The sequence below is a fragment of the Acinetobacter sp. FDAARGOS_515 genome (genome assembly GCF_003938865.1).
GTDB classification, from domain to species: Bacteria; Pseudomonadota; Gammaproteobacteria; order Pseudomonadales; family Moraxellaceae; genus Acinetobacter; species Acinetobacter ursingii.
Window position 1 is genome coordinate 1478492 of record NZ_RKIX01000003.1, and the last position, 15777, is coordinate 1494268.

The 15777-nt window shown below is 40.8% G+C and carries 15 protein-coding genes; 11 read left to right on the forward strand and 4 right to left on the reverse strand.

The features are described 5' to 3' along the window. The first annotated feature begins 18 nt into the window (after nucleotides 1-18). The 6 genes from EGS47_RS08505 to EGS47_RS08530 all read left to right on the forward strand — a co-directional run bounded on the left by EGS47_RS08505 (nucleotide 19) and on the right by EGS47_RS08530 (nucleotide 7419). Nucleotides 19-489 (forward strand): YchJ family protein, encoded by a 471-nt coding sequence (locus tag EGS47_RS08505; protein WP_005001743.1) that lies wholly within the window; start codon nucleotides 19-21, stop codon nucleotides 487-489. 49 nt (nucleotides 490-538) lie between these two features. Next, a complete protein-coding gene (locus tag EGS47_RS08510) occupies nucleotides 539-1183 on the forward strand; it encodes a trimeric intracellular cation channel family protein (protein WP_004995394.1) in 645 nt (214 codons plus the stop codon). Between the two features lie 319 nt (nucleotides 1184-1502). After that, nucleotides 1503-1664 (forward strand): hypothetical protein, encoded by a 162-nt coding sequence (locus EGS47_RS18645; protein WP_228128593.1) that lies wholly within the window; start codon nucleotides 1503-1505, stop codon nucleotides 1662-1664. Between the two features lie 235 nt (nucleotides 1665-1899). Continuing rightward, nucleotides 1900-3219, forward strand: a complete 1320-nt coding sequence (locus EGS47_RS08520; protein ID WP_005001749.1) for an MFS transporter — start codon at nucleotides 1900-1902, stop codon at nucleotides 3217-3219. Between the two features lie 154 nt (nucleotides 3220-3373). Continuing rightward, complete coding sequence (gene parC / locus EGS47_RS08525; protein WP_005001751.1) at nucleotides 3374-5593, forward strand: DNA topoisomerase IV subunit A; 2220 nt, start codon at nucleotides 3374-3376, stop codon at nucleotides 5591-5593. A 146-nt stretch (nucleotides 5594-5739) separates the two neighbouring features. Further along, on the forward strand, nucleotides 5740-7419 hold the full coding sequence (locus tag EGS47_RS08530; RefSeq protein WP_005001752.1) for a long-chain-fatty-acid--CoA ligase: 1680 nt from the start codon (nucleotides 5740-5742) through the stop codon (nucleotides 7417-7419). A gap of 53 nt (nucleotides 7420-7472) precedes the next feature. Here the strand turns inward: EGS47_RS08530 and EGS47_RS08535 are convergent, their stop codons facing one another. Next, on the reverse strand, nucleotides 7473-7859 hold the full coding sequence (locus tag EGS47_RS08535) for a hypothetical protein (RefSeq protein ID WP_005001754.1): 387 nt from the start codon (nucleotides 7857-7859) through the stop codon (nucleotides 7473-7475). Between the two features lie 115 nt (nucleotides 7860-7974). Between EGS47_RS08535 and EGS47_RS08540 the strand changes: the two genes are divergently transcribed. Continuing rightward, nucleotides 7975-8373: an MAPEG family protein gene (locus tag EGS47_RS08540; RefSeq protein ID WP_005001756.1), complete on the forward strand. Its 399-nt coding sequence runs from the start codon at nucleotides 7975-7977 to the stop codon at nucleotides 8371-8373. Between the two features lie 155 nt (nucleotides 8374-8528). Continuing rightward, nucleotides 8529-9056, forward strand: coding sequence for an inorganic diphosphatase (ppa, locus tag EGS47_RS08545; protein WP_004995387.1), 528 nt, complete (start codon nucleotides 8529-8531; stop codon nucleotides 9054-9056). Between the two features lie 76 nt (nucleotides 9057-9132). Here ppa and EGS47_RS08550 read toward each other — a convergent pair whose 3' ends face one another. After that, on the reverse strand, nucleotides 9133-10428 hold the full coding sequence (locus EGS47_RS08550; RefSeq protein WP_005001763.1) for an OprD family outer membrane porin: 1296 nt from the start codon (nucleotides 10426-10428) through the stop codon (nucleotides 9133-9135). Nucleotides 10429-11036: 608 nt separating this feature from the next. Here EGS47_RS08550 and EGS47_RS08555 point away from each other — a divergent pair. Next, nucleotides 11037-11849, forward strand: a complete 813-nt coding sequence (locus tag EGS47_RS08555; RefSeq protein WP_010588817.1) for a TorF family putative porin — start codon at nucleotides 11037-11039, stop codon at nucleotides 11847-11849. A 51-nt stretch (nucleotides 11850-11900) separates the two neighbouring features. Here the strand turns inward: EGS47_RS08555 and EGS47_RS08560 are convergent, their stop codons facing one another. Together EGS47_RS08560 and EGS47_RS08565 are read right to left on the reverse strand one after the other, a co-directional pair. Beyond that, a complete protein-coding gene (locus EGS47_RS08560) occupies nucleotides 11901-13385 on the reverse strand; it encodes a YifB family Mg chelatase-like AAA ATPase (RefSeq protein ID WP_005001768.1) in 1485 nt (494 codons plus the stop codon). A gap of 68 nt (nucleotides 13386-13453) precedes the next feature. Next, nucleotides 13454-13681 carry an accessory factor UbiK family protein gene (locus EGS47_RS08565; protein WP_005001770.1) on the reverse strand — a complete coding sequence of 76 codons (228 nt, stop codon included), beginning with the start codon at nucleotides 13679-13681 and terminating at the stop codon, nucleotides 13454-13456. Between the two features lie 275 nt (nucleotides 13682-13956). Between EGS47_RS08565 and glnK the strand changes: the two genes are divergently transcribed. Then, on the forward strand, nucleotides 13957-14295 hold the full coding sequence (gene glnK, locus EGS47_RS08570) for a P-II family nitrogen regulator (protein WP_004656379.1): 339 nt from the start codon (nucleotides 13957-13959) through the stop codon (nucleotides 14293-14295). A gap of 62 nt (nucleotides 14296-14357) precedes the next feature. Continuing rightward, entirely contained in the window at nucleotides 14358-15761 is a 1404-nt protein-coding gene (locus EGS47_RS08575) for an ammonium transporter (protein ID WP_005001773.1), read from the forward strand. Nucleotides 15762-15777: the final 16 nt, after the last annotated feature.

The following is a 15777-nucleotide window of genomic DNA, read 5'->3' on the forward strand; positions in this document are numbered from 1 at the left end:
TTTATAATCGAGAGCGCTATGAGTTCAGCAATTCAATGCCCTTGTGGTCAGGGTGATTATGCAAACTGTTGTGAGCCTTTGCACTTAAAACAAGCAGTGGCACAGTCGGCTGAACAGCTTATGCGCTCACGCTACAGTGCTTTTGCACAGCAACAGATTGATTATTTGATCGAAACGACAGCACTCGGTCAACAGGCTAGTCTGGATCGAGCCGCTATTGCCGATTGGAGCCGTCAAAATCAATGGCTCAAACTGGAAGTGATACAGCATCAGCCAAAGTTAGACAAAACCCATGCATCCGTTGAGTTTAAGGCACATTATCATGATGGGACACAACAGCAGATTCATCATGAACTTTCATATTTTGTTCAATATAAAGAGCAATGGTATTTCCTTGATCCGACTACAGATCAGCACATCACCATGAAACAACCGTGTATTTGTGGTTCAGCTAAAAAATTTAAACAGTGTTGTGCACAATTCTTATAAGTTTACCGTAGAATATCTGCCATCTTTTCCCCGACGTGGATGAAGGGCAATGTTACTCACCATTATTTATATTATTGCAATCACGGCTGAAGCGATGACAGGTGCGTTATCTGCTGGTCGGCGCAGTATGGATTGGTTTGGGGTGATGTTGATTGCCTGTGTGACGGCACTTGGCGGTGGTTCAGTACGTGATGTACTGTTGGGACATTATCCGCTGACTTGGGTCAAGCATCCTGAGTATCTGATGTTGACTTGTGCGGCAGCGTTTATCACCATTTTAATCGCCAAATGGATGCGCCATTTACGCAATATCTTTTTATTACTCGATGCATTAGGGCTGATTGGATTTACCATTATTGGTTGTCAGATTGCATTGCAAATGGGACATGGTTTTATTGTCTCGGCAGTTGCAGGGGTATTGACGGGAGTGTCTGGCGGTATTTTGCGCGATATCTTGTGTAATGATGTACCTTTGGTGTTTCGCCGTGAATTGTATGCCAGTATTTCTTTTGTCGCGGTGATCTGTTATTGGGTCTGTCTTGAAATTGGCATGTCACTTGAGCTCACGGTGATTTTCACACTGGTTTTTGGCTTTGCATTACGTTGTATTGCGATTTATTTCGGTCTGGAAATGCCGAAATTTATTTATCAGGATGATGACAGTGATTCTGCGTCTTCTACAGATCGACATTAATAAATATAAGATTCAACAAAGCTTTTTTATCTTTAGGCAACAATTTAACCTTCGGTTTTGCCTACTTTTGTTTTGGCAAAAGTAGGCAAAACCATTGTCATCTGCAAAACTCGCCATATAGCATTTTCTATCCAATGTATCGCAGAAACGGATTTTTTTAGATGGTTCTTGGCTCGGACAGTTGCAGATGACGTTTTCGCGTATCATATGTCAGAAAATAGCTTATATATGTGAATGTTTAAATCAAAAGATCGGTAAACAATTACTTCAGGCTGTGGAATACTATTTAATCGAAAAATATTCAGTTCATTGCTTTAAGATGTCTGTACTTTCAGCACGGAAAGAATTGTTGGCTTTTTATCAAAGGCGTGGTTATCAGCTCACGATGCAAGTCGAGGATTATCCGATTCATGCCAATGTCGGTCAGCCCTTGTTGAAAGATTTAAAGGTGTTAAATTTAACCAAAGCAGCGCTAAAATAATTGAAAATAGCTTAGAAATGATCGCTGACTTAAACCGAAACATAACATTTAACTTAAATGCTGAAAATTAAAAATATAATTTGAACTTTGATGTAAAAATACGTTTATATTAGATTTTTTTATCAGTCTCTTTTTTATTTCTTCATGAAAAAAGAGGATCTACCTAATGATGAAAAAAACCTATTATTCTACCGATCAATAAAAATTAAGCTCAAGATTCAAGGTTGCTCAGTCTATGGATTTAGTCTCTCGTGTACAAAACTTACCTATTGGCAAGTTCCACTATACCTTGCTTTGCGTGGTGGGATTGGGATGGATGTTTGATGCGATGGATACGGGCATCATTGCTTTTATTATGACGACATTGGTGAAAGATTGGGCGCTGAGCCCTGCGGAAAGCGGTTGGATCGTGAGTATCGGATTTGTTGGCATGGCGATCGGAGCCGTATTTTCAGGTGGATTGGCAGATCGTTTTGGACGCAAGACCATTTTTGCCTGCACGTTGATGCTGTATAGCCTTGCGACCGCCGCCTGTGCCTTTGCGCCCAACCTGACGTCATTATTGATTTGCCGTTTTATCGTTGGGCTTGGTTTGGGTGGACAACTCCCTGTTGCTGTAACACTGGTCAGTGAATATGTACCTGCACAGGTACGTGGTCGTTTTATCGTCTTGTTGGAAAGTTTTTGGGGATTAGGTTGGCTGGTGGCTGCACTGATTTCTTATTTTGTCATTCCAAAATTCGGTTGGCATATGGCATTTTTGCTCGGTGGTTTACCTGCACTATATGTCTTTGTGATTATAAAAAAAGTACCCGAATCGATTCCTTATTTGATCAACCGTGGGCGCATTGATGAAGCCCATGAACTGGTGCAACAGCTTGAGCAACAAGCTGGGATTGCTGTGGTTGAAAAAATTGAAGTAAAACCTGTTGCACAGCAGCGCAAAGTTTCTTTTATCCAATTATGGTCGTCACCGTTTGCACGACGCACCTTGATGTTATGGTTGATCTGGTTTGGTATCGTTTATTCTTATTACGGGATTTTTACGTGGCTACCAAGTTTGTTGGTGAAACAAGGTTATAGCATCGTTCAGTCATTTGAATATGTTTTATTTATGATTTTGGCGCAGCTTCCTGGTTATATCGCAGCGGCATGGTTGGTAGAACGTTTGGGGCGTAAGATAACTCTTGCAGGCTTTATTGGTGGTTGTGCGATTTCAGCCTACTTTTTTGGTCAGGCGCAGAGCGTCAATATGATTATGTTCTGGGGTTGCTTAATGTCCTTTTTCAACCTCGGCGCGTGGGGCGTACTTTATACGTATACGCCAGAGCAATATCCCGCCAATATTCGTGCTTTTGGTTCTGGTTGGGCATCCGCGATTGGGCGTATAGGTGGAATCGCAGCACCTTTGGTGGTCACACAGATGATGGTGGCACAAAATGGTTTTCATCACGTTTTTATGATGTTTACTGTGGTTTTGTTGGCTGTGGCAGCAGTAGTGCTTATTCTCGGTGAAGAAACTCAAGGAAAAACATTAGAGTCGATTGGCTTATAACAATAAAAAGAGGTTGAACATACTGCATAAAATGGATAGTTTTAGTCCATAAGACATGATTTGACGCAGTGCATGATTACAGGGTCTTGTATCCTCAAGCACTGCCACTTAGCATATCCATGAATAGAAAAATTGATTAGGATCATTTCCGAATATGTCCAGCCTTGCGCACCATGCGACAGAAAACCGTTCCGTTGCTGAATTTACTGAACAAGCCTATCTGAATTACGCCATGTACGTGATCATGGATCGTGCCTTGCCACATATTAGTGATGGTTTAAAACCTGTGCAGCGACGTATTGTCTTTGCCATGAGTGAGCTGGGGCTAAAACATAGTGGTAAACCGAAAAAATCTGCACGTACAGTCGGTGATGTACTCGGTAAATATCATCCGCATGGTGACTCTGCTTGCTATGAAGCGATGGTACTCATGGCACAACCGTTTAGTTATCGTTATCCTTTGATTGAGGGGCAAGGTAACTGGGGTTCCCCTGATGATCCAAAATCGTTTGCTGCCATGCGTTATACCGAAGCTAAGCTTTCAGCGTTTAGCGAATTATTATTAAGTGAACTTGGGCAAGGCACCTGTGACTGGCAGGATAACTTTGATGGTTCCATGAAAGAGCCTGTCAATTTGCCTGCGCGTGTTCCTAATATTTTATTAAATGGCACGACGGGCATTGCAGTCGGCATGGCAACGGATATTCCACCGCATAATTTGCGAGAGGTGGTCAAAGGCACCATTGCCCTGATTCGTAACCCTGAAACATCGGATGAAAAACTGGCTGAATATATTCCAGCACCAGATTTACCGACTAAAGCTGAGATTATTACCCCGCGCGATGAATTGCTCAAGATACAGACAACAGGTCGGGGCAGTTATCGAGTAAGAGCCATTTACCACATTGAAAAGGGTGAAATCGTCATTACCGATTTGCCTTATCAAGTGTCAGGTTCCAAAGTGATTACCCAGATTGCCGATCAAATGCAGGCCAAAAAACTGCCTTTGGTGAGTGATATTCGTGATGAGTCGGATCATACTAATCCAACCCGTTTAGTGATTGTATTGCGTTCCAATCGGGTCGATGCAGAAGCGGTGATGAGTCATTTGTTTGCGACCACGGATCTTGAATCCAGTTATCGTGTCAATTTAAATATGATTGGCGCAGATGGTCGTCCGCAAGTCAAATCGATTCGTCGTATTTTGCTGGAATGGATTGACATCCGTAAGGCAACCGTCACTCGCCGCTTACAATATCATCTTAATAAAATTGAAAAACGCTTACATATCTTGGCAGGTTTATTGATTGCTTATCTGGATATTGATACCGTCATTCGCATTATCCGTGAAGAAGATCAGCCTAAACAAGAGTTAATGGCACACTTTGGCATTGATGAAATACAGGCAGAAGCGATTTTAGAGTTAAAGCTAAGACATTTGGCTAAACTTGAAGAAATGGAAATTCGCCGTGAACAAGAAGAACTTGAAGCCAGAGCCGCTGTGATTCGTGAACAATTGGATAATCCAGAGTCGCTGAAAAATCTGATTATTAATGAACTCAAAGAAGATGCGAAAAAGTTTGGTGATGATCGCCGTTCTCCAATTGTTCAACGTGAAGATGCGGTACAAATTCGTGAGCAGGATCTCATGCCTGCTGAAACCGTGACCGTGGTTTTATCTGAAGCGGGCTGGATTCGCTGTGCCAAAGGCGCAGACGTGGATGCAGAAAATCTGAACTATCGAGCAGGTGATCAATACTTAAGTCATGCCGTTGGTAAATCAAATCAGCGCGCTTATATTCTGGATGAAACGGGGAGAAGCTATGCATTACCAATTGCGAATTTACCTTCTGCTAGAGGCTCGGGTGAACCTTTAAGCTCCAAGTTGTCGCCAGCCAATGGTGTGTCGTTTATACAGGTTTATATTGGCGATGATGAACAGGAGTTGATTGCGGCGAGTAGCGCAGGTTACGGCTTTAAGAGTCAGGTCAAACAACTGGATACCAGTGCCAAAGCAGGTAAAGCGTTCTTGAGCGTCTCTGAACAAGCACATGCTTTACCACTCATTCCTGTGCAGGATGCAACCCATGTTGCAATTCTTAGCTCCGCAGGACGTTTATTGATTGTTGAAATGTCAGAATTGCCAATACTCAATAAAGGCAAGGGTAACAAGTTGATACAACTTGATAGCAAAGAACAGATTTTGTCCATGACAGCTATGAATTTAAATGAAATAATTCAGGTGGTTGCAGGACAGCAACAATTAAAATTAAAAGGTGATGATCTCCTCAAGTATGCTGGTAAACGTGCGACGAAGGGGCAACTCTTACCACGAGGATATCAAAAAGCAAATAGACTGTTGATTCAGAGATAGTTCTGGCATCTGCTGCGATATTTAGGCTATATATAGCCCATATTCGCGGAAATGAATGCAATGTGTAGGCGCAGATCAGCTAAAAAAAGCTTACACGTTGATAAACAGTTGTGATTTAAGGATTACTGATTGGAGATAATGGCGTTATGGAAAAAATATGGTTTGCTGAGTACCACAGAACAGGGATTCCAGAAACAGTAGAATTACCCCCAGAAAATACTTCATTAAATGATGTATTTGAACGTAATTTTCAAAAGTTTGGTTCACGTGATGCCTTTATCTTTATGGATAAAGTCCTAACTTTCAGTGAATTGGAAGAAGCAAGCCGTAAATTTGCTGCCTATTTACAAAGTTTGGGTTTGGCAAAAGGTTCGCGTGTCGCGGTGATGATGCCAAACGTATTGCAATATCCTGTGGTGGCTTTAGGTATATTCCGTGCAGGTTTGGTGTTGGTTAATGTCAATCCATTGTATACAGCACGTGAGCTTGAACATCAGTTGAATGATTCGGGTACAGAAGTGCTGGTCATTGTGGAAAACTTTGCGAGCGTTTATCAAAGTATTATTGGTAAAACACCTGTTAAGCATGTGGTCGTCGCTTCAGTTGGCGATATGCTGGGTACATTGAAAGGGACTTTGGTTAATTTTGTACTGCGCAAAGTACGTAAACAAATTCCTGACTGGAATATTCCAGGACATATCAAATTCAATACAGCATTGAATAAAATCAGTCCAAACAGTTATAAGCGTCCAAGTTTAACTTTAAGTGATACGGCTGTCCTCCAATATACAGGTGGAACAACGGGTGTCTCTAAAGGCGCTGAGCTGACCCATCGTAATCTTGTTGCAAATATGCTGCAATGCGACGGTATCTTCCAAAGTAAATTTGGTGACAAAGATGGCGATAAAAATGATCGTATTTTTTGTGCATTGCCGCTTTATCACATTTTTGCATTTATGGTGTGTGCCATGTATGGCATGTACAAAGGACAGGCCAATGTTCTGATTCCTAACCCACGTGATTTGCCAGCCGTGATTAAAGAATTACGTAAATATCAGCCTTCATTCTTCCCTGCGGTTAATACTTTGTTCAATGCATTGGTTCATAATGAAGAATTCAAACAGTTGGATCACAGCAAATTGAAAATGGCGATGGGTGGTGGTATGGCGGTACTTCCGTCAACGGCTGAAGCTTGGAAAAAAATTACAGGCACTAACATCATTGAAGGTTATGGCTTGTCTGAAACTTCTCCAGTGGCAACAGCGAATCCACCTGCATCAGAAGAATTCAGCGGTACGATTGGTATTCCATTACCATTAACTGAAGTTGCGATTTTAGATGATGATGGCAATGAAGTTGCTTTGGGTGAACAAGGTGAAATCTCGATTCGTGGTCCACAAGTCATGAAAGGCTATTGGAATCGTCCAGATGAAACCGCAAAAGTCATGACTGTTGATGGTTTCTTCCGTACGGGTGATATTGGTATCATGGACAGCCGTGGTTATGTTAAAATTGTAGACCGTAAAAAAGATATGATTTTGGTGTCTGGCTTTAACGTTTATCCTAGCGAAATTGAAGAAGTTGTCGCAAAACATCCAAAAGTTTTGGAAGTCGCCGCAATTGGTGTGCCTGATGAAAAATCTGGTGAAGTACCAAAACTATTTGTGGTGAAAAAAGATCCTTCACTTACGACTGAAGAAGTTTTGAGCTTTGCTAAAGAAAATCTAACAGGTTATAAACGTCCGCGTTATGTGGAGTTTATGGATGAATTGCCAAAATCGAATGTAGGTAAAATCCTGCGTAAAGATTTGCGTAAAAGTGCCTGATCTGAGCATTAAAAAAAACGCCTGAATGTTCAGGCGTTTTTTTATGAGTAAAATTAAACTGAGGATTTCATGAACCAGCGATCGATATAAGGTCGCCCAATCCCAATAATCAATGTAAACAGCAGCATTGAACCCAGCTGTAAGCGCAGCGCAATTAAGTTAAATTGACCAAAACTGAGATAATTATCTAGTCCACAATATACCACCAAAACCAATAACCAGATCCATAGGTTTTGACGTTGGATCCCCACTGCTAAAAAAGCAAGGGTTAAAATCACAAACGTCCCTAAGGTCGATTGCCAGTTAAGATTGGCACAAATCACACTGAGTAAAAAAGCAGTCAGCGGCAGAACAATCTTCAAGATGCGATCAACCTTTAATTGGTTTTTGCGCTGTTTGTCCAGTATGTTGAACATGTGATCCTGATCAGAATTGCTCATGTAGGGTCTCGCTTGATCATCTTATTTATAAAAACACACTATTTAAGCGAATTTCCATACAAAACACCATGCTATGATAAGGCATTTTCCATAAATACATCTTGAGAATGAGATTATGCAGGGCATTAACGGCATTATTTATCTAATTTTGGCAGCATGTTTATTGCCTTATGTATTTACCATAATTGCCAAGTTTAATGCGGGGTTTAAGGCGAAAGATAATCAAAATCCGCGTGAATTTCTTGCAAAAAGCACCGGCATTGCTGCACGTGCCAATGCTGCACAGCAAAATAGTTTTGAAAGTTTACCGTTATTTATTGCGGCGATACTCATGGCGGAGTATATGGTTTTACCGCAAAGTATTATCATGACCTTCGGAATTGCTTATCTGATTTTACGCATCCTTTACGGGATTTGCTATTTGATTAATTGGGCAACCTTGCGCTCAATTATCTGGTTATTGTCGATGTTATGTCCTATTTCACTGTTACTTTTGATTATTCGCTTGCTATAAAATCATAAATATCTAGGCGTTTAGAGATGGTTTTAAAATTGGTCAGGAATATGAAAAAATCCTTTGCCAAATTGTATAAACGACGCAGTTTGACTCAGAAAACCGTTATAATCGTCGCGATTTAAATCTGGTTTAACCGTTAAAAGAGTGTTGCTATGAGCTACAACAATATCCCTGCGGGCAAAGATGCACCTAATGATATTTACGTTATCATTGAAATTCCAGCCAATGCTGCGCCAATCAAATATGAAATTGATAAAGATTCAGATGCATTATTTGTAGATCGTTTTATGGGTACAGCAATGTTCTACCCAGCGAACTATGGTTATGTGCCAAATACATTGTCAGAAGATGGTGATCCATTAGATGTCTTAGTCGTGACACCTTATCCAGTTGCAGCGGGTTCTGTGATTCGTTGCCGTCCAGTGGGTAAATTGAACATGGAAGATGATGGCGGAATCGATGCAAAATTGATCGCTGTTCCACATGAAAAATTGTCGCCATTGTATAAAGATGTCAAAGAATATACGGATCTTCCACAGCTTTTGATTAACCAAGTTGAACATTTCTTTGCTCATTACAAAGATTTAGAACCTGGTAAATGGGTAAAAATCAGTGGTTGGGAAGGTGCTGATGTCGCTAAAGCAGAAGTGATCAAAGCGATCGAAGCGGCTAAAAAATAAGTTTTATTCTGAGTAATCAAATGAAAAACCCTACATTTCAATGTAGGGTTTTTTGTATCAGGTTGGTTTTAACCGATTAGAAGAATTTAATCGGGAAATCAACAAAGATACGCCATTCGTTGGTATCACCAATATAGGCATTGGTTTGATATTCATCACTGGCACGATAAATTGAATTACGTACACGGATATTTAAATCTTTGGCAGGGCCCGTTTGGACTTTATAAGACACCTGATTGAAGAATTCGCGCTCTTTGGCATCATCAGTCAAGTTATTTACACGGATGTCCCAGCCATAAACGTAAGCGGTTGTCCATGACAGACCTGGAACAGCTAAATCCGCAAAGTCATAAGTGTATTGCAGTTGTACCGACTTTTCATGATTACCAATAAAGTCAGACAGGTATGAGTTTGGCAGATAAATACTTTGACCACCATCGCCATTTTGACCATAGTCATAGCCAACATTGCCTGTATTTTGTTGATACGCCAACATAGCTGTATGTGGGCCAGTATTATACGTTGCAGATACTGCCCAGATATTATTTTTCTTGTCTTCATTGGCTGGACCAGTCGCAGAGTAGGTTGTACCTGGCTCAAACTTGGTGTGGTAGCCACTGAAGTCATAAGTCAATGAATCTTTATTGGCAAGGGTTTGCTTATAATTGACATTGGCATAATGACGTTCAAGTTTGTCTTTCAGATCAGCACCATAATAAGCAGCTTTTAACTGATCATTAAACTGGTATTTTGCGCCCCAGACATAAGCACGATCCAAATGGTTTTGGTCAGATGCAATATGTTCAGGTAATTGGTTTTTTGTAAATTTACCCGCAACCACTTCCAAGTTTTTAATTTCGTGGCTGGTGATCAGTGTCCCTTCAAAATATTCAGGCACGTTACGTGTCGTCATACTGGCAAGGACAGGTAAATCAAGAATCTGTGTACCATAGGTTAAGGTTGTGTTTGATGCGCGGGCTTTGACATAACCACCACCGCGTGTCCATTGGTCGTATGGATCTACACGGCCATTGGCATCTTTTTGCCCATCATTTTTTAGCGCAATCATGCTGTTACCTGCATGATAGTTATCGCCTAATTTAAAAGAAAAATCACCCACGACACCCGCTGCAAAACCGACCGGGCCTTGGGTAAAGCCAGACTCAAGATTTAGCATGACCGATTGAAGCCATGAATTAGTATCATGAACGCCATCTTTTTTATCGCGTTGAATAAAACCGTTGCGTAATAGAACCGATGCGCTAGCACCTTCAACAAAACCTTTTGCTTCACTTTGTTCACTTGCATACGCTGAGGAAATAAGGGCAGCGTTAACCAAAACTGCTAAAGTAAGCTTTTGTGCTTTTAGCATTGAATACCTCAAAAATAAATCTAAATGGGTTTCTAAGCAGGACTCAGAAAATGAACAAATTGTATAGATAATCTATAGAAAAGATATCATTTTCATTAAATTATTTTACTAATGTATATATGCAATTTAGAAATAGCAGGTTTTTAGTTAACTTTATTTGATCAATTTTTTGGAATTTTTTAGTTTATTTAAACAAAACAAAGATGCACTTAAAAAATGCACAATTATTATGCAAAGTTGGAAAAAGACCCAAAACTGCGCTATCTCACATTTTTTGTTACATAGTTGGCTGAACTTGATTCATCATGAATGACATGTTTTAACGTTATTAAAGCCTTTATACAAAAATGATGACAGTCGTATTAAAACGAATGGAAATTTTACAGTCTAATTTTTCACACTACATCTCGATTGTAGCAGTGCTTAAAGCAAATTTTGGAGGGGTTAAAGTCGATAGCTTGAACTTCAAAATTTTCGCTCTTTTTGCAGCGTTAATTTAATAAAAGAGATGAGCTGTCTAAAAGTTGGCATAGCATTTGCTAAATCTAAATCGATGCAATTTAAAACACAATATCCGTCGGAGTGATCCGATCATGGGGGAGATCAGAATGAAAAAATTTGCATGTAAAGCGGTTGCATTAGGCGTATTGGTCGCAGGTTCAACGGCTGCAATGGCTGAAGATAAACCATCTGTCGCAGGTTTTTCTGTTGCGGGTAGTGTGGCTGCAACTACAGACTATCGTTTCCGTGGTGTGACTCAAAGTTCAAATAATCCAGCAATTCAGGGCGGCTTTACCTTGAATCATGAATCAGGTGCTTATCTGGCACTATGGGGTTCGAGTGTAGACTTTAATATACATGGGGTATCTGCTGAGACTGATGCAACTTTAGGTTATTCTAACAAAATTGCATTTAATCCAAACTATAGCGCGACCTATGACGTGGGCGTAACCTATTATGGTTATGTTGGTTCAAAAACCAATGCCGTCAATCCATACAATGGTAAATCGGGTTTGAATTTCACAGAAGTTTATGCGAAGTTAATTTTCCCAGAAGCTCTGTTAAAAGGCGATAGCGTTACAGTAGGCGTTAACTATTCACCTGATTACTGGGGGCGTACTGATGATTTCTGGTATTTTAATTTAGGTTATAGTGCTCCAATTGCAGATACAGGATTTACTGGTATTGCATCTATTGGATATAACAAGTTGAAAGATAAAGATTCTTTAAGTGTGGTTGCAGGTGGGCCGGGCGAAGATGATAGCTATCTAGATTATAAATTTGGTGTGCAATACAGCATTTTAGGCGTTACGGCTGAACTTGCTGGTGTAGGCACTGACATTAGTACATCGGGTATGACCGATGCAGGTAAAAAACCATATGATTTAGGTGCAGTACTCACCTTATCTAAAACTTTTTAATTGATCTAAATCAAAAAAATGCCTCGTTGTTGAGGCATTTTTTTATGTAAATCAAATCTTTTGTCGATATGACAACGCTTCTGATAAATGTGTAATTTCAATATTAGGACTGTGTGATAAATCTGCAATAGTACGTGCAACACGTAAAATACGATGATAAGAGCGCGCCGATAAATTCATACGTTGTTGCGCAACTTCCATCATTTTTTCAGCATGCGCATCCAGTACCGCATATTGTTCTAATTCTTGGGGTGAAAGTGCAAAATTTGCTTTTTGTTGACGCTGAATTTGAGAGTCATAAGCACTCATCACACGTTTACGTACAGTCATAGAATCTTCTACAGGTACATTATTTTGCAATTCATTGGCTTGTAATGGAGGAACATCAATATGTAAATCGATTCGATCCAGCAAAGGTCCTGAAATTCGATTTTGATAACGTTGAATTGATTCAGGCGAACACTGGCAGCGACTATCCTGATTAAATGCATAGCCACATGGACATGGATTCATTGCTGCAATCAACTGAAAATTAGCAGGAAAGGTAATTTGTCGAGATGCACGTGAAATCACGATTTCTTTAGATTCAAGTGGTTGTCGTAATACTTCAAGCACTTTGCGATCAAATTCTGGTAACTCATCTAAAAATAAAACGCCTAAATGAGCCAGTGTAATTTCTCCGGGTTTAGGATGTGAGCCTCCACCTACCAATGCAATCGCAGAAGCCGTGTGATGCGGTGCTCGAAAAGGACGTAAACCAAAATGATGCTGATTATTGGCAATCGAGTAGATACTGGCGACTTCAAGATTTTCCTGTGTTGATAACGGCGGCAAAATGCTAGGTAGACGCGAAGCTAACAAAGTTTTACCAGTACCCGGTGGCCCCTTAAATAATAAAGAGTGTCCTCCAGCTGCGGCAATTTCAAGTGCACGACGTGGCCGTAATTGTCCTTTTACATCAATCAGATCATATTTATAAGCTTGAGTATGATTGTTATTTTGAGTGATATGAGCAGGAATAGGCTGTACTCCCAGAAAATGTTCACAGACCTGTTTTAAGTGGTTGGCTGAATAAAGTTGAAATTCAGAAAGCTGTTCCACCTGTTCAAGATTCGCCTTAGGAATAAAAAGCTGACGTTGCGCTTGTTGACACGCCATCGCTATGCTTAGAGCGCTGGTGACGGGTCTTAAATGCCCATCCAAAGCCAATTCTCCAATAAATTCAAATCCATCTGTACAGGCTTCAGGCAATTGTCCAGAGGCAATCAGAATCCCTAAAGCAATGGCGAGATCAAGACGGGATCCATCTTTCGGCAGATCCGCTGGTGCCAGATTAATGGTCAGGCGTTTGGTTGGAAACTGAAAACCACTGTTAATAATCGCAGAGCGTACTCGATCCTTACTTTCACGTACCGCTGCTTCTGCTAGCCCAACGATCGTGAGTGAGGGAAGCCCCTGACTTAAATGAACTTCGACCTCAATTAAAGGAGCATGTAACCCTAATACCCCGCGAGTTAAAATCTTTGCAAAAGACATTTTGATATTGTTCCATTATGGTGCTTTATTTTTAATCGTTTTCAAATGTTTATGCACTGAGTTGGTGCTTATTTTTTGTTTTGAATGATGCTCTCTAAAATATTCATTTGTTCCTGTAATTGGCTAAGGCGCTGATTGGCGTGTTGAAGTGCAATACGTTGACGGTCAATTTCTTGTTTTGAAACTAAATCCAGTTTCTCTACAGCTTCATTGAGCAAAGCTCTTAAATTATTTTCAAGGTCTTTTTTTGGTTGGTCGACTTGTTCAAGTATCGCCTGTAATAGTGTTTCAATCATGAGATATCCGCGTAAATAATATGATCCGCGTGCAGTTTACCACTGCTTTTATATTGACCCTAGTGCTCTCCGATTAATCAACCTATTTTTATAGCTAAACTGCAAAACAAAGTAGAAAAATGTTTAAATTAAAGGGAGATGCTACATCTTGTAGCGCAAATAGGTTATAAAGACAAAATCACGCTGATCATTTCTGATTCCCTCAACCTAAGAAATATTGGCATGAAAATTGAACATAAAACCTTACTGGTGAAATAAGCCGAAGGAAAACAAACATGAAGCTCGTAACTGCTATTGTAAAACCATTTAAATTGGACGATGTGCGTGAAGCACTTTCTGAAATTGGTGTTCAGGGGATTACTGTCACTGAAGTGAAAGGTTTTGGTCGTCAAAAAGGTCATACTGAACTGTATCGTGGTGCAGAGTATGTCGTTGACTTTCTTCCTAAAGTCAAAATTGAAATTGCGATTAGCGATGAAATGGTCGATGCGGTCATCGAATCAATTACACGTGTTGCTAGCACAGGAAAAATTGGTGACGGAAAAATCTTTGTGACAAATCTGGAACAAGTGATCCGTATTCGTACAGGCGAAACTGGTCCAGACGCTGTTTAAGTGTTGGCACAAAGTTTGCTGAATACGGCATAACTCACAAAATTTTAGGTTGGGGGATACAAATGAAAAAAATGCTCTTGGCACTTGGTTTATCCAGTGCGCTTTTAGGTGGTTCGGCTGCGTGGGCTGAAGAAGCTGCATCAACACCTACACCAACAGAACAAACGACCACTGTTGTGACAACAGAAGCTCCTGCTGCAACCGCCACTGTCGTTGCTCCAGCAGAACCCGTGGCTCCAGCTGCTGCGACGCCAAAACTTGATACAGGCGATACCTCTTGGATCCTGATCTCGACAGCATTGGTTTTACTCATGACCATTCCTGGCTTGGCATTGTTCTACGGCGGTATGGTGCGTAAGAAAAACGTACTAAGCACCATGATGTTCAGTCTTTCAGCTGCCATTCTTGTGAGCTTAATCTGGGTGATTGCAGGTTATTCACTGGCTTTCTCTGGAACAGGGGCTTATTTTGGTGACTTGTCCAAAGCCATGTTAAATGGTGTGGCTTTCGATGCTTTAAGCGGTACGATTCCAGAAACACTGTTTGTAATTTTCCAGATGACTTTTGCGATTATTACGGTTGCCATTATTAGTGGTTCAATCGCAGATCGTATGAAGTATTCAGCATTTATGTTGTTTATTGCAGTTTGGGTTCTGGTGGTTTATACCCCAATTACTCACTGGGTATGGGCAACGGATGGCTGGTTATTTAAAGCAGGCGCTTTAGACTTTGCTGGTGGTACGGTGGTTCATATTAACTCAGGTGTGGCCGGTTTGGTGGCTGCTTATATGCTCGGTAAGCGTATTGGCTTAGGCAAAGAATCTATGGCTCCGCACAATTTGACACTGACTGTGATCGGTGCAAGTTTGATCTGGGTAGGTTGGTTCGGCTTTAATGGTGGTAGTGCATTAGGTGCAGGCGCACGTGCAAGTATGGCAATCCTGGTGACTCAAGTTGCTGCTGCCGCTGCTGCTTTCTCATGGCTTGTGGTAGAACGAATCATTCGTGGTAAAGCCTCTGTATTAGGTGGTGCATCTGGTGCGGTTGCTGGTCTGGTTGTGATTACTCCTGCGGCTGGTTTTGTCGGTGTAGGTGGTGCGTTGATCATGGGTCTGATCGGTGGTGTAGTCTGCTTCTGGGGGATTACTGCATTGAAACGCATGTTAAAAGCGGATGATGCCTTGGATGCATTTGGTTTACATGCAGTTGGTGGTATCGTCGGTGCAATTTTAACTGGCGTATTCTATAGCGATGAAATTATTAAAGCAGCGGGTGTTACTCTTGCTCCAACCTTTGCTGGTCAGTTATGGGTACAGCTTGAAGGTGTTCTTGCGACCATCATTTATAGTGGTGTAATGACCTTTATTATTCTAAAAGTGATCGATCTAATCATTGGTATCCGTGTGTCGGCTGATGATGAACGTATGGGTCTGGATTTAAGCCAACATGGCGAACGTATCGAGTAATTAGAATTAAATTAAA

Coding starts and splice junctions, on each gene's coding strand:
- EGS47_RS08505 (WP_005001743.1), top strand. CDS start 19: ATGAGTTCAGCAATTCAATGCCCTTGTGGTCAGGGTGATTATGCAAAC.
- EGS47_RS08510 (WP_004995394.1), top strand. CDS start 539: ATGTTACTCACCATTATTTATATTATTGCAATCACGGCTGAAGCGATG.
- EGS47_RS18645 (WP_228128593.1), top strand. CDS start 1,503: ATGTCTGTACTTTCAGCACGGAAAGAATTGTTGGCTTTTTATCAAAGG.
- EGS47_RS08520 (WP_005001749.1), top strand. CDS start 1,900: ATGGATTTAGTCTCTCGTGTACAAAACTTACCTATTGGCAAGTTCCAC.
- parC (WP_005001751.1), top strand. CDS start 3,374: ATGTCCAGCCTTGCGCACCATGCGACAGAAAACCGTTCCGTTGCTGAA.
- EGS47_RS08530 (WP_005001752.1), top strand. CDS start 5,740: ATGGAAAAAATATGGTTTGCTGAGTACCACAGAACAGGGATTCCAGAA.
- EGS47_RS08535 (WP_005001754.1), bottom strand. CDS start 7,859: ATGAGCAATTCTGATCAGGATCACATGTTCAACATACTGGACAAACAG.
- EGS47_RS08540 (WP_005001756.1), top strand. CDS start 7,975: ATGCAGGGCATTAACGGCATTATTTATCTAATTTTGGCAGCATGTTTA.
- ppa (WP_004995387.1), top strand. CDS start 8,529: ATGAGCTACAACAATATCCCTGCGGGCAAAGATGCACCTAATGATATT.
- EGS47_RS08550 (WP_005001763.1), bottom strand. CDS start 10,428: ATGCTAAAAGCACAAAAGCTTACTTTAGCAGTTTTGGTTAACGCTGCC.
- EGS47_RS08555 (WP_010588817.1), top strand. CDS start 11,037: ATGAAAAAATTTGCATGTAAAGCGGTTGCATTAGGCGTATTGGTCGCA.
- EGS47_RS08560 (WP_005001768.1), bottom strand. CDS start 13,385: ATGTCTTTTGCAAAGATTTTAACTCGCGGGGTATTAGGGTTACATGCT.
- EGS47_RS08565 (WP_005001770.1), bottom strand. CDS start 13,681: ATGATTGAAACACTATTACAGGCGATACTTGAACAAGTCGACCAACCA.
- glnK (WP_004656379.1), top strand. CDS start 13,957: ATGAAGCTCGTAACTGCTATTGTAAAACCATTTAAATTGGACGATGTG.
- EGS47_RS08575 (WP_005001773.1), top strand. CDS start 14,358: ATGAAAAAAATGCTCTTGGCACTTGGTTTATCCAGTGCGCTTTTAGGT.